Source organism: Amycolatopsis xylanica (genome assembly GCF_900107045.1).
Taxonomy (GTDB): Bacteria; Actinomycetota; Actinomycetes; order Mycobacteriales; family Pseudonocardiaceae; genus Amycolatopsis; species Amycolatopsis xylanica.
Map to the genome: position 1 here is coordinate 23283 of NZ_FNON01000015.1, position 25446 is coordinate 48728.

Genomic DNA, 25446 nt, shown 5'->3' on the forward strand with positions numbered 1-25446 from the left:
CGGCCGGTTCTAACCGGTCAAAACACTCACGACTCTTGGAGGAGGCGCTTGACGATCTTGCCGGTCGCATTGCGAGGCAACTCCGAGCGGAAGAGGATCTCCCGGGGAACCTTGTACCCGGCCAGGTTTTCCTTGACGTACTGCCGAAGGTCGGACTCGGTGAGCGGCGAGTTCTCAGCGAGCACGACAAAGGCACGCAGGCGCTGGCCGAATTTTTCGTCGGGCACGCCGATGGCCGCGGCCTCCACCACCGCCGGGTGGCGGTCGAGCAGGTCCTCAACCTCCTGCGGGAACACGTTCTCGCCGCCGGAGACGATCATGTCGTCGTCGCGGCCCTGGAGGTAGAGCCTGCCCTCGGCGTCGAAGTAGCCGACGTCGCCCGTGGACATCAAGCCGGACAAGGACAACTTGGTCTCGCCGCTGGTGTAGCCCTCGAACAGCGCGCCGCTCGCGACGAAGATGCGGCCGGTCACGCCCTGCGAGACCTCGGCGCCGTCGTCGTCGAGGAGCTTGACGATCGTGCCGCGGGCGGGGCGTCCGGCCGTGTCGGGGGCGACGCGCAGGTCGGCGGGGGTCGCGATGGAGACGAGGGCGACCTCGGTGGAGCCGTAGATGTTGTAAAGCGTGTGGCCGAACTGGGTCATCCACTCCAAGGCGAGATCGCCGGGCAGCGCGGAACCCGCCGCGGCCACGACCTCCAGGCCGGACAGGTCGTAGGCACGCAGGACGGCACGGGGCAGGTCCAGGATCCGGCGCAGCATCACGGGGACCGGGACCAGCACCGAGGCGCGATGAGACGCCAGGTCGGCCAGCGTGGTCTCGGGGTCGAACTTGCGGCGGACGATCTGGGTCGCGCCGAGTTGCAGGCCCAGCAGGAGGAAGGCCAGGCCCCAGGTGTGGAACATCGGCGCGGCCACGACGTAGGACGACTTGCGGCGCAACGGGATTCGCTCGATCAGGCCGGCCACCGGGTCCAGCGAGTCGGCCTTCCTGGCCACGCCCTTGGGGGCGCCGGTCGTGCCCGAGGTCAGGATCACCACCTGTCCGGCGCGCGAGGGCATGGGGACGTAGCCGTCGAAGTTGTCCTGGATCAGCTCGTCGAGCGTCGGTTCGGGGACGCGCTCGTCGTGCCACGCCACGAACCTCGGGCGGTCGCCGGAGCCGATCAGCGCCTCGAACTCGTGGTCGTAAATGACCGCGTCGGCGCGCTCGCGGTCGAGCACGTCGGCGAGCTGCGGGCCGGCGAAGGCCGTGTTGAGGAGCAATGCGTCGGCGCCGAGCTTGCCCAGTGCGGCCAGTGCGTCGACGAAGCCCCTGTGGTTGCGGCACATCACCGCCACTCTGCTGCCCGCGCGGATGTCGTGCGCCGACAGTGCCGCCGCCAATGCCGAAGAACGCCTGTCCAAGTCTACAAAGGACAGTGTGCCGCGCTCGTCGATCAGCGCCGCGCGCTCGCCGTGCTGGATGGCGGCGGCCGCGACCAGCGTCGCGGGTGACATGCCCCAGCGCAGCGCGGCGACGCCGATGCGCAGCGCCTTGTCGGGCCGCATCGGCCTGGCGACGCCGCCGCGGGCGAGGATGCCGACATTGACCAGTTCGTGCAGAAGGTTCACGCGACAATCCCATCGAACATGATCTGCATACCCGCTCGGATCCAGCGATCCCGCTCCGTGGCGGGATCTTCCGCCGACAGCAGCGACATCCCGCAGGCGATCATCATCCCGTTGAGCGCCTGCGCGGTGATCTCGGTGTCCATGCCCTTGCGCAGGAAGCCCTTCGCGACGCCGTTGCGCAGATACTTCTCGGTGCCGGCGGCCATCCCGCGGTAGATCTGCTGGATCATCAGCGTCATCTCCGGGTCCGCGCCCAGCGCCTCGACGAACAGCAGCCTGGTCAGCGCCCGGTCCTCGGCGAACAGGGTGAACAGCCGCGCGCAGATGTGCTCGGTCTGCGCGCGGTAGTCGGCGAGTGAATTAGTCCTTTGTGGATCGTCCTCGGCCATCACGCTCATCAGTCGCGCGGCCGCCTCGTTGACGACGTGCACCAGGATGTCGCGTTTGTTCTCGAAATACCGGTAGAACGTGCCATGCCCGATTTGGAGTTCCGCGGCGATGTCGGCGATGCCCGCGGCGTGGTAGCCACGCTGGCTGAACACCTTGAACGCGGCGTCGACGATGTCCCGACGCCGCTGTTCGGCACGCTGCTCCGTGGTGGTCATCCCGCGCTCACCTGGTCATCGTAAGGTTTCGACGCGAGACATGTCGCCCCGCGAGTTGACGTAGTCACCTCCTTGACAAACTCCCCTATCCGGCGGATCGCCCGGCGTGCTTCGGGCAGGATGTCCGCGCCCGCCTGGAAGACGTGCACCTGCTGCTCCCAGACCTGAAGCTCGCACTCCGAGCCCGCGGCGGCGAGCCGCTCGGCCATCAGCTCGGCATCGGCCAGCAGCATCTCCGTCGACCCGACCTGGATCAGTGTCGGCGGCATGTCCGCGAGCTCACTGTCCACAGGGCACACATGGGGGCCGAGTTGTCCTTCCACCACAATGCGTTCGTTCAGCTCGACGATCAGGTTCAGTGACTGCGGAACCAGGTACGCGTCCGTGTCCGCGTTGGGATGCGCGATCTTCCGCGTTGGGTCGATCTCGGTCAGCGGCGAAAGCGCCGCGACACCGGCGGGCCGCGGCAGGTCCAGCTCGGCGACGGCCAGCGCGACCATGAACGCCAGATATCCGCCAGCGGAGTCACCGGCGACGACGATCTGGTCTGCCCGGAAACCGTTGGCCAGCAACCACTTGTATCCGTCGACACCATCGGAGACGGCCGACGAGATCGGGTTACGCGGCAGCATCCGGTAGTCGACGTTCAACACCGGCGCGTCCGCCGCCGCGGAGATCCGCGAGACCAGGCGCCGATGTGTGCGCAGTCCACAGCAGACAAAGCCGCCGCCGTGCAGATAGAGCACCACGCGGTCCTGGCTCACGCCGAGCGACTCGACCCATTCGGCGCGGCAGTTCGGCAGCCGGACCGGCCGCCGGTCGGTGCCCTTGCGCGCGGGCAGCAGCAGGCCCGCGTAGTCGACGAGCCCCCACGGCCAGGAGAACGAGGGATACCGGACCCCCGCGATGAGCACCGGCCGGACGAAGGTGCGCAGCGCGAGGGCCAAGACTCGCGCTCCGGGGCTTACTCCGTCTACGTGAACTACGCGAGCCTGCGTTTCCTCCGCGCCCGGACCGTCGTTGACCTCGGGAAAGGGAACACTCATCGCTGCCACCTCCGCCGTTGGGGGCATCCAGGTCTGTACAGAATGACGTGTCAGTCTCTAATGTGCCACTATGACCCAGGACACATTTCGAGCACTGACCACTGAGGTTGCCGACTAGTTGACGATGTGTCAATATCACCGATCCTGGAGGTGAGCGCATGCAGATCCTGGAGCGGGTGCCGCGATCGTTCGTCACCTTCGGCAGGGTCTTGGTGCTCGCGGTCGACGCGCTGCGCTACATCCCGCATCGGCGGTTCCCCTGGAAGGAATTCGTCCGGCAGGCCTGGTTCATCACCAGCGTTTCCATGGTGCCGACGCTTCTGGTCGCCGTTCCGTTCGGCGTGATCGTCTCCGTTCAGGTCGGCAGCATTTCGCAGCAGGTCGGCGCGACCTCGTTCATGGGCGCGGCGAACGGGCTCGGCGTGATCCGGCAGGGCGCGCCGATCGTTGTCGCACTGTTGCTCGCCGGCGCCGTCGGCTCGGCGATCTGCGCCGACCTCGGCGCCCGCAAGATCCGCGACGAGATCGACGCGCTCGAGACCATGGGCCTGTCCGCGGTGCAGCGACTGGTCGCACCCCGGCTCGCCGCGACGCTGCTGGTCGCGGTGCTGCTGTGCGGCATGGTCTCGTTCACCGGCGTCGTCACCGGCTACGTGTTCAACGTCCTCGTGCAGAGCGGCACACCCGGCAGCTACGTCGCGACCTTCGCCGCCTTCGCGCAGCCCGCCGACCTGGTGCTCGCCGAGCTCAAGTCGGTCATCTTCGGCGGGATCGTCGCGGTGGTCGCCTCGTACAAGGGACTCACGGCCAGCGGCGGGCCGAAAGGCGTCGCCAACGCGGTCAACGCAGCCGTCGTGCTCTCGGTCGTGCTGCTCTTCGCGGTGAACGTGATCATCACGCAGCTCTACGCCGTGCTGTTCCCGCAAAGGATCGCGTGATGGCGGTCGGCTCGAAACACCCCGTCCTCCCCCGGCCGATCACGGCCGTGGCCGGGAAGCCGTACGACGCGCTCGTCGGGATGGGCCACCAGATCACCTTCTTCGTCAAGGCGTTCGCCGCGATCCCGTTGACACTCAAGAACTATCGCGCCGAGGTGTTCCGGCTGCTCGCGGACATCAGCTGGGGCAGCGGCGCGATCATCGTCGGCGGCGGGACGATCGGCGTGATGGCGCTGCTGGCCGTGTTCACCGGCGCGTCCGTCGGGATCGAGGGTTACAACGCGCTCGACATCCTCGGCATGGCGCCGCTCACGGGTTTCGTTTCGGCGTACGGGAACACGCGTGAGATCGCGCCGCTGATCGCCGCGGTCGCGTTCGCCGCGCAGGCGGGCTGCCGCTACACCGCGCAGCTCGGCTCGATGCGGATCTCGGAAGAGGTCGACGCGCTGGAGTCGATGTCGATCCGGCCGCTGCCGTATCTGGTGACCACCCGGATGCTGGCCGGGTTCCTCGCGATCATCCCGCTCTACTCGGTCGGGCTCGCCGGGAACTACCTGGCCACGCAGCTGATCCTGAGCGGGCTCTACGGCCAGTCGTCCGGCACGTATCTCCATTACTTCCAGGCGTTCCTGGTGCCGATGGACGTGTTCCTGTCCGTGGTCAAGGCGGTCACGTTCGTCGTGGTCGCGACGCTGATCCACTGCTACTTCGGCTACTACGCGTCGGGCGGCCCGCAGGGTGTCGGCATCGCGTCCGGCCGGGCGATCCGCGCGAGCATCATCGTGATCGTCGTGCTGGACATGCTGATGACGCTGGCGTTCTGGGGCTTCGACCCGGGAGTGCGGATCTCGGGATGACCTACATCGACCCCTCAGGACGAGGACCGCGCGCCGCGACGCTGGCCGTGCGCGGTGTCGTCTACCTCGCTGTGCTCCTGCTGATCGGGACGTTCCTGCTGCTGCAGTCGCGGGGCGCGTTCCGCGACGATTTCGCCGCCACCGCGGTGGTTTCCGACGTCGGAGACGGGCTGCCGGTCGGCTCGGACGTCAAGGTGCGCGGGGTGCTCGTCGGCACGGTCGCGGCCGTCGAATCGCAGGCGGGCACCGCGCGGCATGTCGTGCATCTGAGCTTGCGGCCGGAGCAGGTCAACGGGATCCCGGCTTCGGTGAAGGCGCGGATCGTGCCGACGAACATCTTCGGATCGCCTTCGGTCGAGCTGGTGCCCGCTCCCGGCGACACCACGCCGTTGACCGCCGAAACCGTGATCACCAGCGACGATTCGCAGGAGACCGTCCAGCTGCAGACCGCGATGACCAAGCTCAAGGACATCCTCACGGCGGTCCAGCCGTCCAAGGTCAATGCCGCGCTGACCGGGATCTCACAGGCGCTGGCCGGACGTGGCGAGCAGCTCGGGAGCATGGTCGGCAGGCTCGACGGCTATCTGACCGCGTTGAACGCGCAGACTCCGACGTTCAGCCACGACGTCACCGCGCTGGCGTCCGCGCTCGAAGGCTTGCAGCGCACCGCGCCCGCACTGCTGGACACGGTGGACAGCGCGCTGGTCACCACAAAGACCATTGTGGACAAACAGCAGCAGCTCGCGGCCTCGCTCGCCGGTGGCGCGGTGGCCGTCGACACCGTGCGCGGGTTCATGAACGACAACGCCAACCGGGTGATCACGGTGATCAAGCAGAGCCGCCCGATCGTCGGCACGATCTCCAAGCAGAGCGGGGCGATCCCGGTGTCGTTCGACGCGCTCGGCCGCGGCGCGACGGCCGTGTCCAGCGCCTTTCCCGGCGGCAAGCTCACGATCGACCTGGTCATCTCGCTGTCGCCGTTCCACCTTTACACGCCCGCCGACTGCCCGCGGTATCCCGGCATGAACGGCCCGAACTGCGGCCGCCGTTTCGAGAACCCGCTGCCGCCACCGGCGCCGGTGCCCGACGAAGCACCCGAGGTCGTGCCGCAGGGCGGTACGGTCGGTCCGGTCGGCAGCCCGCAGGAGATCGAGCAGCTCAACAACCTGATCGGCGGCTCGGGCTCGCTCGGCGACCTGCTACTCGGGCCGATCCTGCGCGGCTTGACGGTGGTGGTCCCGCGATGAGCGTCCGAGGCCCGCTGATCAAGCTCGCCGTGTTCGCGGTCGTCGCGATCATGGCGACGACGTTGATCTGGACCACGCTGCAGAACACGGTCAGCGGCGAGACTTACGGCTACAGCGCGGAATTCACCGATGTGTCCGGGCTCAAGGTCGGTGACGACGTCCGGATCGCCGGGGTCAAGGTCGGCCGGATCGAGGACATGGAGCTCGTCGACACGCGTGCCGAAGTCAGTTTCTCGGTCCAGCGTGACCAGCCGATCTTCGAGAACACGCGTGCGCTGATCCGGTACCAGAACCTGGTCGGCCAGCGGTATCTCGCGCTGCTTCCCGGTGCGGGGCAGGCGAAACCGCTCACCGACGGCGCCCGCATCCCACCCGAACGGACCGAACCGTCGCTCGACCTGACCGCGCTGCTCAACGGCTTCGAGCCGCTGTTCGCGATGCTCGAACCGGCCGACGTCAACCGGCTGTCCGAGAACATCGTGCGGGTACTGCAGGGCGAAGGCCCGGCGCTGACCAGCCTGCTCACCCAGAGTTCGCAGCTGACCAGCGCGATCGCGTCGCGTGATGACGTGATCGGCCAGGTCATCACGAACCTGACGGGCGTGCTCGATCATTTGTCCGGCAAGGGCGATCAGCTTCAGCAGCTCGTCGGGCAGACGAAGAAGCTCGTCGACGGCCTCGCGGCCAACGCCGATCCGATCTTCGGCGCGGTCGAGCGGATCGACAAGGTCAGCGGCGCGATCACCGGGCTGATCGGCGACATCCGGCCGGCGCTCAAGGACGACATCGGCAAGTTCAACCAGGTCGCGGCGCTGTTCCTCAAGGAGGGCCCGACCGTCGAGGCGACGCTGCAAGGGCTGCCGGGCTTCCTCGCCGGGCTCGCGCGGATCAGCCATTACGGCTCCTGGTGGAACCTCTACGCGTGCGCGATCGACATCAATCTCGCGCCGCTGCCGTCGGGGATCCTGCCGAAGCTGGGCGGGGACAAGCACACGGAGGTGTGCCGATGATGGCCTGGCTGAAGTCGCGAAATCCCTTGTGGGTAGGGGTGATCGGGGCCGCGGTGATCGCTCTGCTGGTCGCCGGATCGGTCGCGTTCGGGGAACTCGGGCTCGGGGATGCCCGCCACGAAGCCGAATTCGCGCACTCCGGTGGTATTCGCGCCGGTGACGAGGTGCGGGTCGCGGGCATGGGCGTCGGCGAAGTCACGGCGACCCGGCTCGACGGCGACAAGGTGCTCGTGTCGTTCCGTACCCGTCGCAGCGTGCACTTGGGGACGGCCACGCGCGCGTCGATCAAGCTCGCGACGCTGCTCGGCGGGCGGTATCTCGAACTCTCACCGCTCGGCGAGGGTGACCTTTCGGAGCGCATCGCGCTGGCGCGGACTTCGGTGCCGTTCGACCTGCAGAACGTGCTGCAGACCGGCACTCCGGCCGTCGAGCAGATCGACGCCGTGAAGCTGCGCGAGTCGTTGCAGGTGCTGACCGACACGTTCCGGGGCACCCCGGACGCGGGCCGCAAGGCACTCGACGGGCTGTCACAAGTGTCCGAAGTGGTCAGTAAGCGGCAAGCCCAGATCAGTCAGCTGATTTCGAGCGCGGACGGGATCACCAAGCTGCTCAACGAAAACCGGACCCAGGTGTTCGCGCTGATGGGTCAGGCGGACGTGCTGCTCAAGAAGCTCGTCTCGCGCAAGCAGCTGATCACGAACATCCTCACGGACTTCCAGCAGCTCACCACGCAGCTGCAAGGACTGCTGAACGACAACCGCCCGCAGCTGCAACCGCTGCTCGCGAACCTCGGCGGCGTCACGGACATCCTGGAGCGCAACAACGCGGCGGTCAGCGAGGCGTTGAAGCTGCTGGCACCCGCCGCGCGGTATCTGACCAACTCGGTCGGCGACGGCAACTACCTCACGATCAACCTGCCGTACGCGATCTTCCCCGACAACCTGTTGTGCCTCACCGGCGCGGTCAAGGGGTGCAAATGAAGGCACTCGTCCTCGTGCTGGGCGCCGTCGCGGCGGTCGTGACCAGTTCCTGCGCGGCCGTGGAGTCCCCGCACATCACGGTGAAAGCGCAGTTCAGGGATGCCGTCGGGCTGTATGTCGGCAATGACGTCGCGATGCTCGGCATCCCGATCGGCAAGGTCACGAAGATCGAGCCGCGCGGGACGTCCGTGCAGGTCGAGCTGGAACTCGACGCCGGCGCGAAAGTTCCGGCGGGTGCGGGCGCGGTCACCGTCTCGCCGTCCGTGGTCACCGATCGACATGTCGAGCTGACGCCCGCGTACCGCGGCGGGCCGACGTTGCGGGACGGCGATCTCATCCCGCTGGAGCGCACGCGGACGCCGGTCGAGATCGACCGCGTGATCAAGGCCGTCGACACGCTCGCCGGCGAGCTGACGAAGACCGGGGTGCTGAAGGACGCGACCGATGTCGCCGCCGACAATCTCGCGGGCAGCGGCGACAAGATCAGGGCGACCGTCGAGGCGCTGTCCGGGGCCGTCGACGCGATGACCGACAAGCGTGACGCGCTGACCGGGCTGATCAAGAACGTCGACACGCTGACCAAGGCGGCCGCGGACAACCAGGCGGTGATCACGTCGTTCACGCAGAACCTGACGCAGGCGAGCGAGCTGTTCGCGAAGGACGCTCCGGCTCTCGGCGACGCGCTGACCAGGCTCAACGGCCTGCTCGACGAGGCCGTCAAGCTCATCGGCGAGAACCGCGACACCGCGCAGAACACCTTGCGCAGCCTCAAGGTCACCACGGGCACGCTCAGCGACCACACCCGTCAGCTCGCCGAGTCGGCGGACGTGCTGCCGCTGCTGTTCCAGAATCTCGCCAATGCCGCCGACCCCGCCACCGGGCAGCTGCGGGTGCACATCGACCCGGCCGAGGTGCTGCTCGACGGTCAGCTGATCAACATCCTTTGTGGACGCGTCGGCGTGCGGCTGCCCGGGTGCGGCTCCGGCAAGCTCGGCGACTTCGGGCCGGACCTGGGGATGACCGAACTGCTGTTGGGGGCGACCAGGAAATGAGAGTCCTCCTCGCTTTCGCGTGCGTGCTCCTGCTGGCGGGCTGCAGTGTCACCGCCGCCGATCTGCCGCTGCCCGGCGGCGATGTCGAAGGTGAGACCTACGAGCTGAACGCGGTGTTCACGGACGCGCTGAACCTCCCGGACAAGGCGCGGGTGAAGCTCGACGGCGTCGTGATCGGGACGGTCGAGAACATCAGCGCGAAGGACTTCACCGCGCGGGTGCGGATGGTGGTGCAGAAGGCCGTTTCGCTGCCCGAAGGCACCACAGCCGAGCTACGCCAGGCGACTCCGCTCGGCGATGTCTTCGTCGCACTGCATCGCGGCAAGGGACCCGCGCTGGCGCCTGGCGCGACGCTGGGCGTCGAGTCGACCTCGTCGGCGGCGACCGTCGAAGACACGCTGGCCGCACTGTCCACTTTGATCAATGGCGGCGGGCTGGGGCAGCTCAAGACCATCACGCACGAGGTCAACGCCGCGCTCGACGGCAAGGCCGACCAGACACGTCATCTCATCGGCGAGCTGGACACGACGCTGAAGACGTTGAACGCCCGCACCGCCGACATCGATCGGATCTTGGCTTCCATCAAGGCTTTGAGCGGGCTCGCGCAGCAACGGCAGGGCACGATCGACGCGGCGCTGGCCGACATCACGCCCGCGTTGCAGGTGCTGTCGGAGCAGACCGGGCGGTTCACGGAGGTGCTCACCAAGGTCGCGGACGCCGGCGACACCGGCGCGCGCGTGCTCGGCCAGACGAGCGCGGACCTCAAGGCGATGCTGCGCGATCTGAGTCCCGTGCTCGACGGTTTCGGCGCGCTGCACGACAATCTGGGACCGACGCTGCGGAGCCTGGTCGGGCTCGGCAAGTTCGTCGAAGGCGCGACCAAGGGCGAATCGGGCGTCGGCATCGCGCGGTTCGCCGGGATCACCAACCTGCCCGTGCTGGGGCTCGGCGACCTCAACGGCGCGCTGGGCACCATCTCGGACAACATCAGCGACCTGATCAGGAAGCTGGGTGCGCCGCGATGAGGATCTGGCTTTCGGTGGTCGGCCTGGTGACGGTGTTCGCCGTCGGGCTGACGTATCTGCTGCTCGGCGTGGTCCGCATCGACCCGACCGCGGAAGTCATGACCATGCGGGTCAACCTCGCGCAGTCCGGTGGCCTGCTGGGGCGGTCGGACGTGACGTTCCGCGGCTATCGGGTCGGCAACGTCAAGCAGATCCAGCTGGTGCCCGGCGGGGTGGCCGTCGACATCGAGGTCGACTCCGCCGCGAAGATCCCGGCCGACACCGAGGCGGTCGTCGCGAGCCTTTCGGCGGCTGGTGAGCAGTACCTCGACTTCCGGCCGCGCACGGACGCCGGGCCGTTCCTGGCGAACGGGTCGGTGATCGAGGAGAAGAACACCAGCACGCCGACGCCGTTCGCGCAGCTGCTCGGCCACGTGAACGGCCTGGCCGGGCAGGTCGACCCGCGCAAGCTGACGCTGGTGATCGACGAGCTCGCGAAGGCGTTCAACGGCGCCGGTCCCGACCTGAAGAAGCTGTTGGACGGCGGCGACTTCCTGCTCGCCGGGCTGGAAGGTGTGCTGCCGGAGACGGTGAGCATCCTGAACAACTCGTCGGTCGTGCTGGACACCGCGAACGGGCTGACCGACGAGCTGGCGCGGCTCGGCACGGCCGGGGTCCGGCTCGGCGACCAGCTGCGGAAGTCCGACCCCGAGATCCGCACCCTGCTCGACCACAGCCCGGCGGCCTTCGACCTCGTCGACGGTCTCATCAAGGAGAACCAGCCGACCATGGCGGCGCTGCTCGGCGACCTGTCGACCGTCAGCGAGGTGGTCAGCATGCGGCTGCCCGCGATCAGCGCGTTCCTCCCGGAGCTGGCCAACGGCGGCAACGCGCTGGCGGCGATCGTCCGCGGCGGCGCGATCCAGACGCTGGTCGACGCGTATCCGCGCGCCGGCTGCGACTACCACACCCCGCGCCGCCCGCCGACCATCGGCGGCAGCCCGCCTCCCCCGCTCGACGTGCACTGCACCGACACCCGCGTCACCGTGCAACAACGCGGCGCCCAGAACGCGCCGCGCCCAGGGGAACCGGTGCCGGTGCCCGTTCCTGTTCCCGCCCCCGCTGCCCCGGAGGTGACGTCGTGGTTCACCCGCTATCCGCAGCTGCTGGGCCAGTAAGGAGAATCGTCGTGGACGTACTCGAAGAAGAAGAAACCGTTGCCGTTACGGAAAAGCGCTCGTTCCCGGTCCGCAAGCTCGGCCTCGCGCTGCTGGTGCTGGTCGTGCTGGTCGCCGGCGCGTTCTTCGCGTGGCAGTACAAGGCAAAGTCGGACGTCCGCGCGGCGGGCGACGCCGCGCTGGCGACCGCCCGCTCCTACGCGGTCACGGTGACGACGTACGACTTCCAGAACCTGGACCGCAACTTCGCGGACGTGCTCGACGGCGCGACCGGCGAGTTCAAGGACCAGTACACCGGCGCGTCGGGCTCCCTGCGCCAGCTGATCCAGGAGGCCAAGGCGACCGCGCGCGGCACGGTCGTCGAGTCCGGCCTGAAGTCGGCGACGGTCGACCGCGCCGAGGTCCTGCTCTTCGTCGACCAGTCGGTCACCAACGCGGCGACCAAGGACCCCCGCGTCGACCGCAACCGCGTCCTCATGACCCTCGAACACCACGACTCCCGCTGGCTCGTCTCCTCCCTCCAGCTCCTCTAGCCAAAAAAATCCCAATGTGGCATTGGTCAGGTTTCAGGCCGCCAATGTGGCTTTCGTCAGCTCGGATCTGACGAAAGCCACATTGGGATTTTTTCAGCGTGGGAGCGGGTCGCCTGCGAGGAGGCGGGCGTGGGCTTGGCGGAGCTCGGGGCCGGGGTCCAGGCCGAGTTCTTCGGCGAGGTGGGTGCGGGCGCGGTGGTAGGCGAGCAGGGCTTCGGCGCGCCTGCCCGCGTGGTGGAGCGCGTGGACGAGGAGCGACCAGAGGGATTCGCGGAGTGGGTGTTCGACGACCAGGCCTTGGAGTTCACCGACCACCTCGGCATGGTCGCCGCAGGTCAGGCGGGCTCGGAGGTAATCCTCGAGTACGGCCAGGCGGGTTTCGCCGAGGCGGGCCAGGTCGGCCTCGGCGCCGCCGAGGAGCGCGACGTTGGCCAGCGGATCACCACGCCAGAGATCGAGCGCGCGGCCGAAGAGTTCCACGGCTTCGGCATGCCTGGACTCGCGCGACGCTTGCCTGGCAAGGCGCACAAGATCTTGGAAGACCGTCAGGTCCAGCTCACCCGGCCGGACCACGATGAGGTATCCGCCCGGCCTGGTCTCCAGCCTGGCCACCCCACCATCCACAGAGGACAGAATGCGGCGGACGGCCGCGATCTGGTTGCGCAGATTCGCCACCGCCGATGATGGCGGATTGTGCCCCCAGATGACGTCTACCAGCTTCGATACGCTGACGTCTTGATTCGGTGCCAGTAACAATGCCGCCAAGAGCGATCTTCGTCCTGGCGCCCTTACCGGCACGACAGCCCCCGCCGCCCGCAATTCGAGCGGTCCCAACACGCGAAACTCCACAGCCACCCCACTGTCTTTCGCAATGCCAACTCAACGCAGGATCGCAGTCGGCGCACGGAACGCAACAGTCCTGCCTACATGGCTGCCCCATGGGGCAAGCGTATTCCGTGTATCGAACTCGTGCGGACTTTATATGCGCCAAGCGGATGCTCGAATCGTCCCGGTTGATACGACTCGAGGGGAATTCACATGAAAAGATCATCCAAGCTCATCACCATGCTGGCGGCTTTCGCGCTGCTGATCAGCGGCTTCTTCGGGGTCGCGGCGTCGGCGTCACCGGAGCCCGCCGCACCGCCGAGCGCCGTCGCGAAGGTCGGCGAGCAGACCGCGCAGGCTTCGCTCGACAAGAGCCGCGCCGGCGTCCAAGGCACGATCTCGTACCGGCATCAGTGGTGTGGCATCCAGGGTTTCTACAACCTGAACCTCACCGGACTCGGCGCCTACAACGGCCAGGCGGTCGCGGTCACCATCTCCGAATCGGGTGACGGCGGCTCGGAGTTCATCGGCTCGGCCGTCATGACCGTGCACAACGTCTCGGTCTGGAACGGCAACGTCACGGTCAAGGTCAACGTCCAGTGGGGCTCCCCGCTCTGCGTCTGGACGCACTACGTCGCCATCTGAGATAAAGCGGGCTTTATCCCACTCCGGGATAAAGCCCGCTTTATCCCGGGCTCAGACGCGGAGGCCGAGGCGGGCCAGGATGGCCAGTGGGCGCTGGTAGTAGGGGCCGAGCAGGCGCGGGATCGCGTCGAAGACGTAGGCGTCCGCGCCGATGAGGATGCGCGGGCGGTTGCGCTCGACGCCGCGGATGATCGCGCGGGCCGCACCTTCGGGGCTGGTGCGGGCGATCTGGGCGAACTTCTCGGCGTCGCCCGACTCGGTGCCGCGGGCGTCGCGGGCGATGTTGGTGCGGATGCCGCCGGGGTGCACGCAGCTGACCTTCACCGGGCGCTTGCCGATCAGCATCTCCTGGCGCAGTGACTCGGTGAACCCGCGCACCGCGAACTTCGCCGCGTTGTACGCGCTTTGCGTGGGCACGCCGACGAAACCGAACACGCTCGACACGTTGACCAGGTGCCCGTCGCCCGACGCGATGAGGTGCGGCAGGAACGCCTTCGAGCCGTGCACGACGCCCCAGAAGTCGATGTTCATCACCCAGTCGAGGTCTTCCCAGCGCATCTGCTCGACCGTCGCCTGCAGTGCCACGCCCGCGTTGTTGACGACCAGGTTGATCGCGCCGAAGTCGGCGACGACCTCGTCGGCGTGGCTGAGCACGGCCTGCCGATCGGCGACGTTCAGCTCGTACGCCTTCGCCTCGGCGCCCGCTTTTTCGCACAGCGCGGCCGTTTCCGCGACACGCGTCAAGCTGATGTCGGACAGCGCCAGCCGCATCCCGCGCTCGGCGAGCCCCAGCGCGAGCGCGCGGCCGATGCCCGAACCCGCGCCGGTGATCGCCGCGACCTTGCCGGCCAACCGTTTCATCAAGCCACTCCTGTCAGTTTGCGTGCCCGTGACCCGGTGAGCTCGAAGTCACCGGTGTCCACCTTGCGTGTGCGCAGCCAGTACTGCCAGGTGAAGCCGGGCCAGATGGTCCGGTTCACCCCCTTCGAGTCGAGGTACCAGCTCGTGCAGCCGCCGGTGCTCCACACCCCGCTCGCGAGTTTGCGCTGGATCTCCTCGTTGAACGAAGCCTGCACGCTCGGCCGCACCTCGAACGCCTCCGCGCGGCTGCGCCGCACCATCCGCATCGCGTCGAGCGCGTACCGGATCTGCGCTTCGATCATGAACACGACCGAGTTGTGCCCGAGGCCGGTGTTCGGGCCGAGCAGGAAGAACGCGTTCGGGAACCCGTTGACCGTGATCCCGAGATGGGTCTGGATGCCTTCGTCGCGCCAGCGTGTCGCCAAGTCGACATCGTCGCGGCCCTTGATGTCGAGGTAGTCGAACGAGTCCGTCACGTGGAACCCGGTCGCGTAGATGATCGCGTCGACCTCGCGCTCGACGCCGTCGCTCGTGACGATCGAGTGCTCGCGGACCTCGTGGATGCCGTCGGTGATCACGTCGACGTGATCGCTGGTCAGCGCCCGGTAGTACTTGTTCGAGCCCAGCACCCGCTTGCAGCCCAGCGTGTAGTCCGGCGTGACCTTGCGCCGCAGCTCCGGATCGGCGATCTGCTTCGCGATGTGCCGCTTGCCGAAGTACTCCCCCACCTTGAGGATGCCGGGGTGGCCGTTGAAGCCGACGGCCAGCGACTCGGCCGTCCAGTACACCGCGTTGCGATAAGCCTTGCGCACCAACGGAACCCGCTCGAAGAGCCGTTGCGTCGACTCCTTGATCCTGCCGTTGCCACGCGGCAGCACCCACGGCGGCGTCCGCTGGTAGAGATGCAGCTCGGACACCTCGCCGACGATCTCCGGCACGAACTGGATCGCCGACGCGCCGGTGCCGACCACGGCGACCCGCTTGCCGTGCAGGTCGTACTCGTGGTCCCAGGTCGCCGAGTGGAACGAGTGCCCCTGAAACCGCTCGATTCCGGGCAGCTGGGGGATGTTCGGGATGTGCAGCGCGCCAACGCCCGCGACCAGGAACTGCCCGCGGTACTCGCCCTTCGAGGTGCCGACGACCCACTCGTTGTCGCCCCACTTCGCGGAGGTCACTTCCTCGCCGAACCGGATGTGCTCACGCAGGCCGTATTTTTCGGTCAACTCCTTGAGATAGTCCCAAATCTCGGGCTGTCGCGAATACGCGCGCGACCAGTCGGCCTTGGGCTCGAAGGAATACGAGTACATATGCGACGGCACGTCACAGGCGCAGCCGGGATAGCTGTTGTCACGCCAGGTGCCGCCGATGTCGTCGGCCTTCTCGAGCAGGACGAAGTCGTTCCGGCCCTGCCGCTTGAGCTGAATGGCCATACCCAGCCCGGAAAACCCGGTGCCGATGATGATCACTTCAGGCATGCGCGATCCTCCAGATCCGGGCCGCCACCTCGGCGGATCGTTCGTACGGCAGCATGTGCCCCGCACGCGGGAACACGGTGAACTCGGCGGCGGGCAGCGCGCGGGCGATCGCGCGCGCCGTGGTCGGCGGAGTCAGTTTGTCCGCGTCCCCGACCAGCACGGCCGTCGGAATCTTGCGGAACGCGCTCAGCGCCTTGGTCCGATCGTGCCGCAGGATCGAACCGCGGAACCCGGCCATGCTCGCCGGATGCGCGCGGGCCATCTGCCTGGCGGTCTCGACCACGGAAGTCCTTTGTGGACGAGCACCGAACAACAATGGACGCAGCAGCAGGGAAGGCAGCGCGCGAGCACGCGGATCACGCCTCGCCGTCCGCAAGCCCGCGATCTGCTCCACCTTGAGCAGCCACGGCTTCATCCGGAACGGGCCCGCGCTGGTCGCGACGAACACCGCGCCCGCGACGCGCCGCCGCACGAGTTCGGGGTGCCGCTCGCCGAGCGCCATGATCGTCATCCCGCCGAGCGAATGCCCGGCGAGCACGACCTTTCCGGCGACCCGCTGCTCGATCAGCTCGGCGAGATCGTCGCCCAGCCGCGCGATCGACGGCTCGCCGACGCCGGAACGCCCATGCCCGCGATGGTCGTAGCGCAGCACCCGCACCTCGGGCCCGAGCTTGGCGACGACGTCGTCCCACGACGTGTGATCGCAGGTCCAGCAGTGCGCGAGCACGACCGTCACCGGCGCGGCCGGTCCTGATTCGACGACGCGCAGCGCGACGCCGTCGCTCGTGATGAACCGGTTGCGCGGCGGTACGGCGGTTTCCGTCGGCAGCGCGGTCATCGAGCCGTCCTCGGCAGCAGCTGCGACCGGTGCCAGAGCGCGCGGACCAGCCGCCCCTTGAGCATCCCTGATTCCTCGAAGAACGCGATGAGCTTCTCCGCCATGAACGCCAGCGTCTGCCGGTAATGCGGGTTCTCCAGCGCGGCGCGGCGGCCGTCGCGCGGCCGGATGCCGACCGCCTTGTACACGCGCGGGTGGATCAGCATGAACGCGACGAGATTGGCCGCGATCGCGATGACCATCCGGTTGACGAACAGCTCGAAGCGGTTCAGCTGAGCGGCGCTGCGGACCAGTTCGGTGCGCGCGAAGCTGATGTGGCGCGCCTCTTCCAGCACGTGGATGCGGTTCAGCATGCGCATATGCGGCTGGACGTTCTCGTCGTTCATGGTCTCCCGCTGGCCGCGGTCGAGGATCTCCTCGATCAGCAGCGCGAGCCCGTAGCTGGCAGGGCCGACGGGCAGCAGCGAAATGAACTTCATCGCCCGCGCGGCGGCCCGCGGCTGCCGGTAAGCGCGAACACCGGACTTCTCGATGAACCTGGCGAACATCGTCGAGTGACGGCATTCGTCGCCGATCTCGGTCAGCGTGTAGCGCACGCGAGGCGTCGCCGGATCACCCTCGGTGACCAGGCGCAGCAGGATGTGCATGAGCGCGGCCTCGGCGTAGATGCCGTAGCTGACCATGCTGACGGCCTCGTGTTTGCCCAGCTCGAGGCGCTGTTCCGGGGTCATCTCCTGCCACAGCTCGGTGCCGTAGAGGGTGACGCGGTGGTCGGGCATGAACGGGACGCCTTCGGCCCAGGGCGCGTCCCAATCGATGTCGACTTCAGGGTCGTAGTAGCGGTCGGCCGACGAAGTGAGCAGGCGCCGGGCGACTTTCTCCTTGTCAGGTGCGGTCATCATTGAACCCCTGTTACCTGAAGTAGCCAGTACCAGCAGTACGCGATACTTCCGGTACTATCCAACGCATGCCCGGGAGTGTCAACCGTCACCGGACGGACGCCCGCACCGAGCGCTGGCGCGAGCACAAGCTCGCGCTGCGCCGCGAGTTCGTCGACGCGGCCTTCCGCGCGCTCGCGAAACAGGGCCCGGAAGTCAGCATGGACGAGATCGCCGCCGAGGCAGGCACCGTCAAACCCAAGCTGTACCGGCATTTCGCGGCCAAATCGGACCTGGCGGGCGCCGTGTCCGAGCGGATGGGCGAGATCCTGTGGCAGCGCCTGCTGCCCAACATGAACCTGCGCGACGCGCCGCGCGTGACGATCAGGCGCGGCCTCGAGGCGTACGTCAACGTCGTCGACGAGTACCCGAACGTCTTCAAGTTCCTCATGCGCACCGACTCCGAGCCGCTGATGGAGAGCGGCAAGGAGATCGCCGGCGTCATCGCGAACGTGCTCAAGGAGTTCCTGAGCGCCGCCGACCTCGACCCCGAGCTGGCCGATCCGAGCGCGTACGCCGTGGTCGGCGCGGTCGGCGCCGCCGCGGAGTGGTGGATGCGCACCCGCACGATGTCCAAGGACAAGTTCGTCACGCACCTGACGACCATGACCTGGGGCGCGCTCGACGCGGTGCTCCGTGAACAGGGCATCGCACTCGATCCGGACCGCGCCGTCGAGCTGTGAGGTTGCTGTGCATCATCCGGGCGTAGGTGTTTTCCGCGCCCGCCCTATGGTGATCTGGTTTCAACGACCTGCCGGACGGGGAAGGAGTAACCATGCGCGTGTCGCGGCCGGTTCTCCTGGTGCTCGTCTGTGCGCTGGTCGCGCTGCCGATCGCTGGCTCCGCGGTCATCCTCCAGCCGGACGACACCGCGGCGGTCACCGACGTACCGGTGATCGAAACACCGGCCCCCGAGGTCGCGCCGCACACGGTTGAAGCCGCGCCCGAGACCGCCGCGGCCGGACCGGCGGCCGCGACCGAAGCCGCACCGGTGGTACCAGCAGGCCTGGCGCCGATCGGCGCGCTGTTCTCCGGCGACGGCCACTACTGCACCGCCAGCGTGGTGCACAGCGATGCGGGCGACCTGGTGCTGACCGCCGCGCACTGCCTCCACGAGGGCGAGGGCGGCGACTACATCGACGACATCTCGTTCGCGCCCGGCTATCACGACGGCGTCGCGCCGTACGGCATGTGGACGGCCGTGAAGACGCTGGTCGCGCCCGGCTGGATCGAGTCGTCGGACCCCGACCTCGACGTCGGCTTCATCACCGTCCGCCAGAACGGCAACCCGCACCCGATCGAGAGCGTCACCGGCGCGAACCAGCTCGGCGTCGCACGCGGCTTCGACAACAAGATCACCATGACCGGCTACCCCGACGACACCGACGCGCCCGTGGTCTGCACGAACACGACCTCACGCGAGTCGGAGTTCCAGATGCGCGTCGATTGCGCGGGGTTCCCGGAAGGCACGAGCGGCGGCCCCTGGGTCACCGACGCCGATCCGGTCACCAAGCTGGGCACCGTGATCGGCGTGATCGGCGGCTACCAGTTCGGCGGCGACGAGGCCGACACCTCGTACAGCAGCTACTTCGACACCGACGTCCAGAGCCTGTACGCGCAGAGCACCGCGCTCGGCTGAGATGATGCGTCCATGAAGCCCATCGTGGACGTCCCGATCACCGGCGAGCCCATCCGTCTCGGCCAGTTCCTCAAGCTGGCGGGCATCGCCGAAGACGGCTCCCACGCCAAGGACCTGCTCGACGCCGACGAGGTCACCGTCAACGGCGAGACCGAGATCCGGCGTGGCCGCCAGCTGGTCAACGGCGACGTCGTCGGCGTCGGTTCGCAGCAATGCCGAGTCACCCTGGGCTGATTTCGCGCCTATCCTCGGACGCATGTGCCGGAACATCACCACCCTGCGTGGCTTGGAACCGTCCGCGACCGCCGAGGAGATCGAGGCGGCGGCGCGCCAGTACGTGCGCAAGATCAGCGGCGTGCAGACCGTCACCGACACCACCCGTGAGGCGTTCGAAGCGGCGGTCGCCGAGATCACCGCCATCAGCACCCGCCTGCTGGCCGAGCTGCCGCCACGCCGCCAGCCGCCCGCGACCGTCCCGCCGCTGCGCCGCCCCGAGGTCCGCGCCCGGATCGCCGCCAAGGCTCAGGGGCAGTGAGGCGGTAGCCAGCCGGCGGGCATGATCGACTCAGGTGCTCGGCGCGGCTGGTCCACGCCGTAGCTGAAACCGACGAGCGAGCCAGGGCAGGTCTTCACCGCGCCCGGCCCGCCGCCGGTCCCCGACCCGCGCCACGCGAGCGGATCGATGCCCACCCGCCAGACCTTCCAGTAGTCGCGCCCCGCGGTGTGACCCGTGCACGGATCGCCGGCAGGCACGCCCTCGACGCGGCACACGTATGCGGGGTCCCCATAGCCCCCTAAACCTTCCCCGGCCTTGACGTCGAACCCCGCGCGCTCGAGCGCGACGCGGGCGTTGCCGGAATCCGGCGGCGCACACCGCACCTCGACGCGCGTCCCGAAGTCGACGGCGACGGTCACGCAGGAATTCTCGTTGTGGGATACCGGGACGATGGCGGTGGCGGCGGCCAGCAAGATCGCGATCATGAATCCGAACTTACGGATTTTCCGGACATTTCTCCAGTACCCCTATTTCGCGCAAGGGGACTTGTGAGCACTTTGATCACGGGTCAATGATGTGCCGATCAAATGGGCGTCATCCCGTCAGGTGAAAGGCTTCCCCGTGGCCAGAAAAGCCGTCACAGCCACCCTTGTCCCACTGACACTCGCCGCCTTGGTGCTCGGCACCGCTCCGGCGCATTCCCAGCTGCCGCACCAAAGCCCGATCGACATCACCCCGCGGGCGATCGAGGTGAAGACGAACCTTCCGCCCTTGCGCGTCTTCTACGGACGCTCCGATCTCGACCTCGAATACATCCGCAAGGACGCCGCCAGCCCGACCGGCTGCACCACTCGCGACCACGAGGAAACCGAAGAAGCGATCGTCAAGCCGGGCGCGGCCTACGTGACGTTGGCGGGCACCCGTTACGACCTCATCCAGTTCCATTTCCACACGCCGTCGGAACACCGGTTCAACGGCCGCTCGACCCCGCTCGAAGTCCATTTCGTCCACCGCAGCGCGGCGGGCAAGCTCCTCGTCATCGGCGTGCCGCTGCGCGCGGGCGCTCCGTCCACTTTGGACACGGTGCTCGCGAACCTGACCCCGGAATGCGGCGAGCCGGTGCACATCCCCGAGCTGAACCTGAACTCGCTGCTGCCGGTGAACCGCGCGGCCCTGCGCTACGACGGCTCGCTCACCACGGCGCCGTTCAGCGAGGGCGTGCAGTGGTTCGTGATGCAGGAGAGGACCGTCAGCGCGGACACGATCCGGCGCTTCCAGGCCTTGTTCAGCGAGGGCAACGCGCGGGCGACGCAGCCGCTGAACGACCGGAAGGTCCAGCTCGGCCTTCCGGGTATCTAGCCAGCTTGATCATCGTTCCGAACGCGTGTTCGAGTTGTCCCCACAGTTGTCCCCACCTGTGGACAACTCGACATCTGTGCAGGTCAGAGCTCCCGATTCCCCGTGGGCTACTCTCCGGCGGACTGAGGAGGTGGGCCCATGGGGGCTTCAGGTTGGGCATATCGCGGCAAATTCGACGGCGACCCGGAGCGGACGCTGGCAGAGATCCAGCAACGGATCTTCCTCGACGACGACTACCTCTGGGAGGACGACGAGGAGCCGCGCCCATCGTCGATCGAAGAGCTGCTGGAGAACGAGGTCATCGAAGAGACCGGCACCCATTCGGCCCTGGATGTGACCCGGTTCATCGGCGCGGGCGAGGAGTTCGACTTCGGCACCATCCGGCCGATGTCGAGCGACGAGATCCTGGCGGCGTTCGGCACCGCACAGCCCGCGATCGCCGACTTCGAGCGCCTCAAGAACGCCGAGATCGTGCCGGACCTACCGCACTGGAGCGCCGTGTACACCCCGCTCTACGCCGACGGCATCCCGGTCGAGCTGGGCATCTGGGGCATCTCCGGCGACTGAGCCCGGTGAAGAGCGGAAGCGGAGGGATTTGAACCCCCGGTTGGTTTCCCAACGCTCGCTTTCAAGGCGAGTGCATTCGGCCGCTCTGCCACGCTTCCCTGCCCCAAGCCTACTGGGTCAGGTCGCGACGCCGATCCGCCGCTCCCGATCCAGGGGTCGTGAGTGTTCCGGCCGGTTAGAACCGGTCTAAACACTCACGACCCTCCTAGGGCTCCAGCTCGGTCAGGTGCTCGAGCACGCGGCCGAAGGCGGCGCCGATGGTCGCCTGCTCGGCCGGGGAGAGCAGGTCGATCAGGTGCTCGCGGACGCCGTGGACATGCGTGGGGGCGGCCTTCTTCAGCAGGTCGAAGCCCGCTTCGGTGAGCTCGGCGATGACGCCGCGCTTGTCCTCCGGGTCGCGGTCGCGGCGGAGCACGCCCGCGGCCTCCATGCGGCCGACCTGGTGGGAGAGCCTGCTCTTGGTGGAGCCGAGCATCTCGGCGAGGTCGCTCATGCGCATGCGCTTGTCGTCCTGCATGTCGACGCAGACGAGCACCTCGTAGTCGGTGAGGGACACGTCGTGCTGGTCGGCCAGCTCGCGGTGGAGGCGCTGGCGCAGGCGCAGGGTGGCGACGATGTAAGCGCGCCAGGCGAGTCCCTCCGACTCAGACAGCCATCGCACGTCTTCACGCTCCTCGCTCATGCCTGGCAGAGTAGAACGTTGATCGCGACCACCGACGCACCGCCTGCTGGGTTATAAAACTCTGCCAAAGATCGCCCGAAGGGGGATTACGAAACGGTTGAGAGTCGGCGATGAAAGGCGCATCCTTACTTGTCAGAGGGTGGATTGGCCCGTACAAGGCGAGTCACCAGACTGCGCCGGTGCGTGACCTTCCAACCGGGAAGGACAGGTGGTTGCGTGATCGCTGATTTCCCGCGGTTGACTGCCGGCTGTGTCCCCGCGAGCGGTGCGGACTGATCCCGACCCGCCCGCGATTGCGAACAGCACGCATGGGTTTTTCGTAAATGCGCTCGGCAAGATTCTCGCGCATTCGGCGTAGTTCGAGCCTGTTTCGGCCACGGCCTCTTCGACCGTGCCGGCAGTGCTGAACGCCGGCCCGGCAGCGGCCAACCGCCGATTCGGATTTTTCGACCTCGATTGACCAGGGGCGCGGCGCTGGGGCTCAGTGCCGCGCCCCTGGCCTGCGCGCGGGCTACGCTGGGGCCGTGCGATTCGATGATGACTCCGGGCTGGACATCTCCGAGATCCAGGACTCGCGTGGTGAAGGTGGCGGCGGCGGGATCGGGGGCCGGGTGGCGCTCGGCGGCGGTGGGCTCGGCATCGTCGGGCTCGTCATCTACTTCCTGTTCTCGCAGTTCGGCGGCGGGCTGAGCCAGCCAGCGGGCGGGCTGCCCGGGCTGGAAAGCGGCGGCTCGACCGGGAACAACACCTCGCTCGCGAACGAGTGCAAGACCGGCAAGGACGCCAACACCAAGCACGACTGCGCGATCGTCGCGATCGTGAACTCCATCCAGGACTACTGGACGCAGGAGTTCTCCCGGTCCGGCTCGACCTACCGCAAGTCGCCGACCAAGTTCTTCACCGGCGGCGTGAACACCGGCTGCGGCAGCGCGAGCTCCGACGTCGGGCCGTTCTACTGCCCCGCCGACTCCAAGGTCTACATCGACCTGTCGTTCTTCGAGGAGCTGCGCACCCGGTTCGGCGCGAAGGGCGGCCTGTTCACCGAGGCCTACGTGCTCGCCCACGAGTACGGCCACCATGTGCAGAACCTGACCGGCGTGTCCAAAAAGGGCACCGGCACCGGCCCGACGTCGGGCTCTGTCCGCCTCGAACTGCAGGCCGACTGCTACGCGGGCGTGTGGGCGAAGCACGCCACGACGACCCCGGCCGAGAGCGGCAAGCCGCTGATCACCGACGTCACCCAGGACGACATCAGCCGGGCGCTGGACACCGCGTCCCGCATCGGTGACGACTACATCCAGACCAAGCTCGGCGGCGGCCGCGTCGACCAGTCGAAGTTCTCGCACGGCTCGTCGGCCCAGCGCGAGAAGTGGTTCACGACCGGCTGGGAAACCGGCCAGCCCGCCAAGTGCGACACCTTCTCCGCCCGCGACCTCGGCTAGCCCCGGGCAGTGAAAAAGCCCGCCATCTCGGATGAGATGGCGGGCTTTTTCAGCTAGCTCAAGCGGCCACGTGGTCGGAGTCCACGCCCGCTTCGCGGTCACCGAACGACTGGAGCCGCAGCGAGTTGGCCCGCTTGGCCTTGGCCTTCGCGGTGCTGCCGGCAGGCGTCACGCCGTTCACGTCGGCGGTGCTGTACGCGAAGCTGCCGAGCGCCCAGGCGACGGCGTCGGCGTTGCGGTCCAGTGCCACCCGGTCGACGTTGCCCAGGTTGTCGCAAGCCTGGTGGTAGCACTTGTCGTAGGCGACGTCGGCGGTGCCGCCGAACTTCACCACCTGCGCCGCGGTCTTCTTGCCCTCGGCGCCGGTGAACAGGCCACCGGCCGGGATGCCGACGGCGATGAACTGGCCGTAGTCCGAGCGGCCGGTGAAGTCCGTGCCCTCGATCGGCAGGTTGCGCGACGCGAAGTAGTCGGTGAAGTTCTTCTCGATCTGCGCCGAGCCGTACGGGCCGGGGCCCGCGCCGACGCCGTCGGAGTCGTCACCGTCGTAGGCGAAGTACGCCGCGTTCGGCGAACCGATCATGTCGAAGTTCAGGTACAGCGCGATGTTCAGCTGCTCTTCGAAGCTCAGCTGGTTGACATAGTACGTCGAACCGACCAGGCCGAACTCCTCGGCGCTCCACCAGCCGAAGCGGACCCCGTTGTTGACCTTCGGGGTGGCGCCGAGCTGCAGCGCGGTCTCGAGCAGCGTGGCGGAGCCGGTGCCGTTGTCGTTGATGCCGGGGCCTTCGGGGACGCTGTCGAGGTGGGAGCCGAGCATCACCACGTTGTCCTTGCGGCCCGTCTTGGTCTCCGCGATGACGTTGTAGCTGGTGCGCGGCTCGAGGACGGTCCGCAGCTCCAGCGTGACGGCCTGGCCCGCCTTGCCTGCGAGCGCGGCGCCGTCGGCGGCGGTGATGCCACCGGTCGGGATCTTCGCGACGGCCGGGTCGCCCAGCGTGCCGTTGAGGGAGCCGTCGGTGTTGTTGTAGACGATCGCGCCGACGGCACCGGCCGCCGCGGCGGTCGCCTGCTTCTGCGCGAAGGTGCAGCCACCGCGCTTGATCAGCACGATCTTGCCGGTCACGCCGGTGTAGTCGCCTGCTTCACAGCCGGAAGTGTCGTCGACCGCGGCCAGCGCGAGCGGCGCGGTGATGCCGCCGACGGGCGTCGACGGGGTGTAGGTCATGGCGATGATGGGCGTCGCGGCGCCGCCGACCGTCAGCTTCTCGGCCAGCGTCTGGCTGAAGGTGAACGGGAACTCCTGGCGCGTCACGTCGAAGCCCGCTGCCTCGAGCTTGGTGGCGACGTACTCGGCGGACTTCTTGTGTCCCTCGGTGCTCGCGGCGCGGGTCTTGCCGTTGGCGTCCGAGATGCGTTGCAGTGCGATGAGGTGGCGGTTCACGCCGTTGACATCGACCTTCTGGACCAGCTTCTTGGCCAGCGCGGTGGGGTCTTCCGCCTTCGCCGCGGTGGCGGCGGGCGCGGTGCCCAAAGCCAGCGCCGCGCAGGCGGTCAGCACGACCGCGGGCATGTATCTTTTGCGAGCTTTATGCATGGCGGAGACTTTTATGCGT

General features: G+C 67.8%; 28 protein-coding genes and 1 tRNA gene. 17 read left to right on the forward strand and 12 right to left on the reverse strand.

Annotated elements, in window-relative coordinates:
* Positions 1-26: 26 nt before the first annotated feature.
* From BLV57_RS40605 to BLV57_RS40615, 3 genes are read right to left on the reverse strand one after another with little or no spacing between them, the layout of a single operon-like run.
* Positions 27-1613 (reverse strand): AMP-binding protein, encoded by a 1587-nt coding sequence (locus BLV57_RS40605; protein WP_245757730.1) that lies wholly within the window; start codon positions 1611-1613, stop codon positions 27-29.
* Positions 1610-2218 carry a TetR/AcrR family transcriptional regulator gene (locus BLV57_RS40610; protein WP_091299561.1) on the reverse strand — a complete coding sequence of 203 codons (609 nt, stop codon included), beginning with the start codon at positions 2216-2218 and terminating at the stop codon, positions 1610-1612. The genes BLV57_RS40605 and BLV57_RS40610 overlap by 4 nt, the downstream gene beginning before the upstream one ends.
* Positions 2215-3165 carry an alpha/beta hydrolase gene (locus BLV57_RS40615; protein WP_245757731.1) on the reverse strand — a complete coding sequence of 317 codons (951 nt, stop codon included), beginning with the start codon at positions 3163-3165 and terminating at the stop codon, positions 2215-2217. Before BLV57_RS40615 ends, BLV57_RS40610 begins: the two co-directional genes overlap by 4 nt.
* A gap of 257 nt (positions 3166-3422) precedes the next feature.
* Between BLV57_RS40615 and BLV57_RS40620 the strand changes: the two genes are divergently transcribed.
* Genes BLV57_RS40620 through BLV57_RS40660 form a run of 9 tightly spaced genes read left to right on the forward strand, consistent with a single transcriptional unit; the run spans position 3423 to position 12063 of the window.
* A complete protein-coding gene (locus BLV57_RS40620) occupies positions 3423-4202 on the forward strand; it encodes an MlaE family ABC transporter permease (RefSeq protein ID WP_091299565.1) in 780 nt (259 codons plus the stop codon).
* Entirely contained in the window at positions 4202-5059 is an 858-nt protein-coding gene (locus BLV57_RS40625) for an MlaE family ABC transporter permease (RefSeq protein WP_091299568.1), read from the forward strand. Before BLV57_RS40620 ends, BLV57_RS40625 begins: the two co-directional genes overlap by 1 nt.
* The gene (locus BLV57_RS40630) at positions 5056-6306 is read left to right on the forward strand and encodes an MCE family protein (RefSeq protein ID WP_091299570.1); all 1251 of its coding nucleotides are present in this window, start codon (positions 5056-5058) and stop codon (positions 6304-6306) included. The genes BLV57_RS40625 and BLV57_RS40630 overlap by 4 nt, the downstream gene beginning before the upstream one ends.
* Complete coding sequence (locus BLV57_RS40635) at positions 6303-7316, forward strand: MCE family protein (RefSeq protein ID WP_091299573.1); 1014 nt, start codon at positions 6303-6305, stop codon at positions 7314-7316. The genes BLV57_RS40630 and BLV57_RS40635 overlap by 4 nt, the downstream gene beginning before the upstream one ends.
* A complete protein-coding gene (locus BLV57_RS40640; protein WP_091299575.1) occupies positions 7313-8296 on the forward strand; it encodes an MCE family protein in 984 nt (327 codons plus the stop codon). Before BLV57_RS40635 ends, BLV57_RS40640 begins: the two co-directional genes overlap by 4 nt.
* Positions 8293-9348 (forward strand): MCE family protein, encoded by a 1056-nt coding sequence (locus BLV57_RS40645; RefSeq protein WP_091299577.1) that lies wholly within the window; start codon positions 8293-8295, stop codon positions 9346-9348. Before BLV57_RS40640 ends, BLV57_RS40645 begins: the two co-directional genes overlap by 4 nt.
* On the forward strand, positions 9345-10373 hold the full coding sequence (locus BLV57_RS40650; protein ID WP_091299579.1) for an MCE family protein: 1029 nt from the start codon (positions 9345-9347) through the stop codon (positions 10371-10373). Before BLV57_RS40645 ends, BLV57_RS40650 begins: the two co-directional genes overlap by 4 nt.
* Positions 10370-11530: an MCE family protein gene (locus BLV57_RS40655; RefSeq protein WP_091299581.1), complete on the forward strand. Its 1161-nt coding sequence runs from the start codon at positions 10370-10372 to the stop codon at positions 11528-11530. Before BLV57_RS40650 ends, BLV57_RS40655 begins: the two co-directional genes overlap by 4 nt.
* An 11-nt stretch (positions 11531-11541) precedes the next feature.
* A complete protein-coding gene (locus tag BLV57_RS40660; protein WP_091299584.1) occupies positions 11542-12063 on the forward strand; it encodes a hypothetical protein in 522 nt (173 codons plus the stop codon).
* A gap of 93 nt (positions 12064-12156) precedes the next feature.
* Here the strand turns inward: BLV57_RS40660 and BLV57_RS40665 are convergent, their stop codons facing one another.
* On the reverse strand, positions 12157-12738 hold the full coding sequence (locus tag BLV57_RS40665; RefSeq protein WP_143047289.1) for an AfsR/SARP family transcriptional regulator: 582 nt from the start codon (positions 12736-12738) through the stop codon (positions 12157-12159).
* A gap of 363 nt (positions 12739-13101) precedes the next feature.
* Here BLV57_RS40665 and BLV57_RS40670 point away from each other — a divergent pair, with 363 nt between their 5' ends.
* Positions 13102-13533 (forward strand): hypothetical protein, encoded by a 432-nt coding sequence (locus BLV57_RS40670; protein ID WP_091299590.1) that lies wholly within the window; start codon positions 13102-13104, stop codon positions 13531-13533.
* A gap of 51 nt (positions 13534-13584) precedes the next feature.
* On the opposite strand, the gene BLV57_RS40675 is transcribed toward BLV57_RS40670, so the two are convergent.
* From BLV57_RS40675 to BLV57_RS40690, 4 genes are read right to left on the reverse strand one after another with little or no spacing between them, the layout of a single operon-like run.
* Positions 13585-14394: an SDR family NAD(P)-dependent oxidoreductase gene (locus BLV57_RS40675; protein ID WP_091299592.1), complete on the reverse strand. Its 810-nt coding sequence runs from the start codon at positions 14392-14394 to the stop codon at positions 13585-13587.
* Positions 14394-15869 (reverse strand): flavin-containing monooxygenase, encoded by a 1476-nt coding sequence (locus BLV57_RS40680; RefSeq protein ID WP_091299594.1) that lies wholly within the window; start codon positions 15867-15869, stop codon positions 14394-14396. Before BLV57_RS40680 ends, BLV57_RS40675 begins: the two co-directional genes overlap by 1 nt.
* Positions 15862-16707 carry an alpha/beta fold hydrolase gene (locus BLV57_RS40685; RefSeq protein WP_091299596.1) on the reverse strand — a complete coding sequence of 282 codons (846 nt, stop codon included), beginning with the start codon at positions 16705-16707 and terminating at the stop codon, positions 15862-15864. Before BLV57_RS40685 ends, BLV57_RS40680 begins: the two co-directional genes overlap by 8 nt.
* Positions 16704-17606 (reverse strand): AurF N-oxygenase family protein, encoded by a 903-nt coding sequence (locus BLV57_RS40690; protein ID WP_245757732.1) that lies wholly within the window; start codon positions 17604-17606, stop codon positions 16704-16706. The genes BLV57_RS40685 and BLV57_RS40690 overlap by 4 nt, the downstream gene beginning before the upstream one ends.
* Before the next feature lie 68 nt (positions 17607-17674).
* On the opposite strand from BLV57_RS40690, the gene BLV57_RS40695 reads away from it, so the two are divergent.
* The 4 genes from BLV57_RS40695 to BLV57_RS40710 all read left to right on the forward strand — a co-directional run bounded on the left by BLV57_RS40695 (position 17675) and on the right by BLV57_RS40710 (position 19819).
* Positions 17675-18328 carry a TetR/AcrR family transcriptional regulator gene (locus BLV57_RS40695; RefSeq protein WP_091299600.1) on the forward strand — a complete coding sequence of 218 codons (654 nt, stop codon included), beginning with the start codon at positions 17675-17677 and terminating at the stop codon, positions 18326-18328.
* 92 nt (positions 18329-18420) lie between these two features.
* Positions 18421-19284, forward strand: coding sequence for a trypsin-like serine peptidase (locus BLV57_RS40700; RefSeq protein WP_091299602.1), 864 nt, complete (start codon positions 18421-18423; stop codon positions 19282-19284).
* A gap of 12 nt (positions 19285-19296) precedes the next feature.
* On the forward strand, positions 19297-19518 hold the full coding sequence (locus tag BLV57_RS40705) for an RNA-binding S4 domain-containing protein (RefSeq protein WP_091299604.1): 222 nt from the start codon (positions 19297-19299) through the stop codon (positions 19516-19518).
* Positions 19519-19540: 22 nt separating this feature from the next.
* Entirely contained in the window at positions 19541-19819 is a 279-nt protein-coding gene (locus tag BLV57_RS40710) for a DUF2277 domain-containing protein (protein ID WP_091299606.1), read from the forward strand.
* Here the strand turns inward: BLV57_RS40710 and BLV57_RS40715 are convergent.
* A complete protein-coding gene (locus BLV57_RS40715) occupies positions 19807-20265 on the reverse strand; it encodes a hypothetical protein (protein ID WP_091299609.1) in 459 nt (152 codons plus the stop codon). The genes BLV57_RS40710 and BLV57_RS40715 overlap by 13 nt on opposite strands.
* A 136-nt stretch (positions 20266-20401) precedes the next feature.
* On the opposite strand from BLV57_RS40715, the gene BLV57_RS40720 reads away from it, so the two are divergent.
* Positions 20402-21139, forward strand: coding sequence for a carbonic anhydrase family protein (locus BLV57_RS40720; RefSeq protein WP_176969031.1), 738 nt, complete (start codon positions 20402-20404; stop codon positions 21137-21139).
* A 138-nt stretch (positions 21140-21277) separates the two neighbouring features.
* The gene (locus BLV57_RS40725; protein ID WP_091299613.1) at positions 21278-21706 is read left to right on the forward strand and encodes a hypothetical protein; all 429 of its coding nucleotides are present in this window, start codon (positions 21278-21280) and stop codon (positions 21704-21706) included.
* Between the two features lie 13 nt (positions 21707-21719).
* Here the strand turns inward: BLV57_RS40725 and BLV57_RS40730 are convergent.
* Positions 21720-21804: transfer RNA gene (locus BLV57_RS40730), tRNA-Ser, on the reverse strand.
* A gap of 107 nt (positions 21805-21911) precedes the next feature.
* On the reverse strand, positions 21912-22388 hold the full coding sequence (locus tag BLV57_RS40735; RefSeq protein WP_091299616.1) for a MarR family winged helix-turn-helix transcriptional regulator: 477 nt from the start codon (positions 22386-22388) through the stop codon (positions 21912-21914).
* Between the two features lie 524 nt (positions 22389-22912).
* Here BLV57_RS40735 and ypfJ point away from each other — a divergent pair.
* A complete protein-coding gene (gene ypfJ, locus BLV57_RS40740) occupies positions 22913-23830 on the forward strand; it encodes a KPN_02809 family neutral zinc metallopeptidase (protein WP_091299617.1) in 918 nt (305 codons plus the stop codon).
* 58 nt (positions 23831-23888) lie between these two features.
* Here ypfJ and BLV57_RS40745 read toward each other — a convergent pair whose 3' ends face one another.
* A complete protein-coding gene (locus BLV57_RS40745) occupies positions 23889-25427 on the reverse strand; it encodes a M28 family metallopeptidase (protein WP_176969032.1) in 1539 nt (512 codons plus the stop codon).
* Between the last annotated feature and the right edge of the window lie 19 nt (positions 25428-25446).

Coding starts and splice junctions, on each gene's coding strand:
- BLV57_RS40710 (WP_091299606.1), top strand. CDS start 19,541: ATGTGCCGGAACATCACCACCCTGCGTGGCTTGGAACCGTCCGCGACC.
- BLV57_RS40635 (WP_091299573.1), top strand. CDS start 6,303: ATGAGCGTCCGAGGCCCGCTGATCAAGCTCGCCGTGTTCGCGGTCGTC.
- BLV57_RS40735 (WP_091299616.1), bottom strand. CDS start 22,388: ATGAGCGAGGAGCGTGAAGACGTGCGATGGCTGTCTGAGTCGGAGGGA.
- BLV57_RS40640 (WP_091299575.1), top strand. CDS start 7,313: ATGATGGCCTGGCTGAAGTCGCGAAATCCCTTGTGGGTAGGGGTGATC.
- BLV57_RS40620 (WP_091299565.1), top strand. CDS start 3,423: ATGCAGATCCTGGAGCGGGTGCCGCGATCGTTCGTCACCTTCGGCAGG.
- BLV57_RS40685 (WP_091299596.1), bottom strand. CDS start 16,707: ATGACCGCGCTGCCGACGGAAACCGCCGTACCGCCGCGCAACCGGTTC.
- BLV57_RS40695 (WP_091299600.1), top strand. CDS start 17,675: ATGCCCGGGAGTGTCAACCGTCACCGGACGGACGCCCGCACCGAGCGC.
- BLV57_RS40700 (WP_091299602.1), top strand. CDS start 18,421: ATGCGCGTGTCGCGGCCGGTTCTCCTGGTGCTCGTCTGTGCGCTGGTC.
- BLV57_RS40690 (WP_245757732.1), bottom strand. CDS start 17,606: ATGACCGCACCTGACAAGGAGAAAGTCGCCCGGCGCCTGCTCACTTCG.
- BLV57_RS40645 (WP_091299577.1), top strand. CDS start 8,293: ATGAAGGCACTCGTCCTCGTGCTGGGCGCCGTCGCGGCGGTCGTGACC.
- BLV57_RS40670 (WP_091299590.1), top strand. CDS start 13,102: ATGAAAAGATCATCCAAGCTCATCACCATGCTGGCGGCTTTCGCGCTG.
- BLV57_RS40745 (WP_176969032.1), bottom strand. CDS start 25,427: ATGCATAAAGCTCGCAAAAGATACATGCCCGCGGTCGTGCTGACCGCC.
- BLV57_RS40630 (WP_091299570.1), top strand. CDS start 5,056: ATGACCTACATCGACCCCTCAGGACGAGGACCGCGCGCCGCGACGCTG.
- BLV57_RS40725 (WP_091299613.1), top strand. CDS start 21,278: ATGGGGGCTTCAGGTTGGGCATATCGCGGCAAATTCGACGGCGACCCG.
- BLV57_RS40610 (WP_091299561.1), bottom strand. CDS start 2,218: ATGACCACCACGGAGCAGCGTGCCGAACAGCGGCGTCGGGACATCGTC.
- BLV57_RS40650 (WP_091299579.1), top strand. CDS start 9,345: ATGAGAGTCCTCCTCGCTTTCGCGTGCGTGCTCCTGCTGGCGGGCTGC.
- BLV57_RS40625 (WP_091299568.1), top strand. CDS start 4,202: ATGGCGGTCGGCTCGAAACACCCCGTCCTCCCCCGGCCGATCACGGCC.
- BLV57_RS40680 (WP_091299594.1), bottom strand. CDS start 15,869: ATGCCTGAAGTGATCATCATCGGCACCGGGTTTTCCGGGCTGGGTATG.
- BLV57_RS40705 (WP_091299604.1), top strand. CDS start 19,297: ATGAAGCCCATCGTGGACGTCCCGATCACCGGCGAGCCCATCCGTCTC.
- BLV57_RS40715 (WP_091299609.1), bottom strand. CDS start 20,265: ATGATCGCGATCTTGCTGGCCGCCGCCACCGCCATCGTCCCGGTATCC.
- BLV57_RS40655 (WP_091299581.1), top strand. CDS start 10,370: ATGAGGATCTGGCTTTCGGTGGTCGGCCTGGTGACGGTGTTCGCCGTC.
- BLV57_RS40675 (WP_091299592.1), bottom strand. CDS start 14,394: ATGAAACGGTTGGCCGGCAAGGTCGCGGCGATCACCGGCGCGGGTTCG.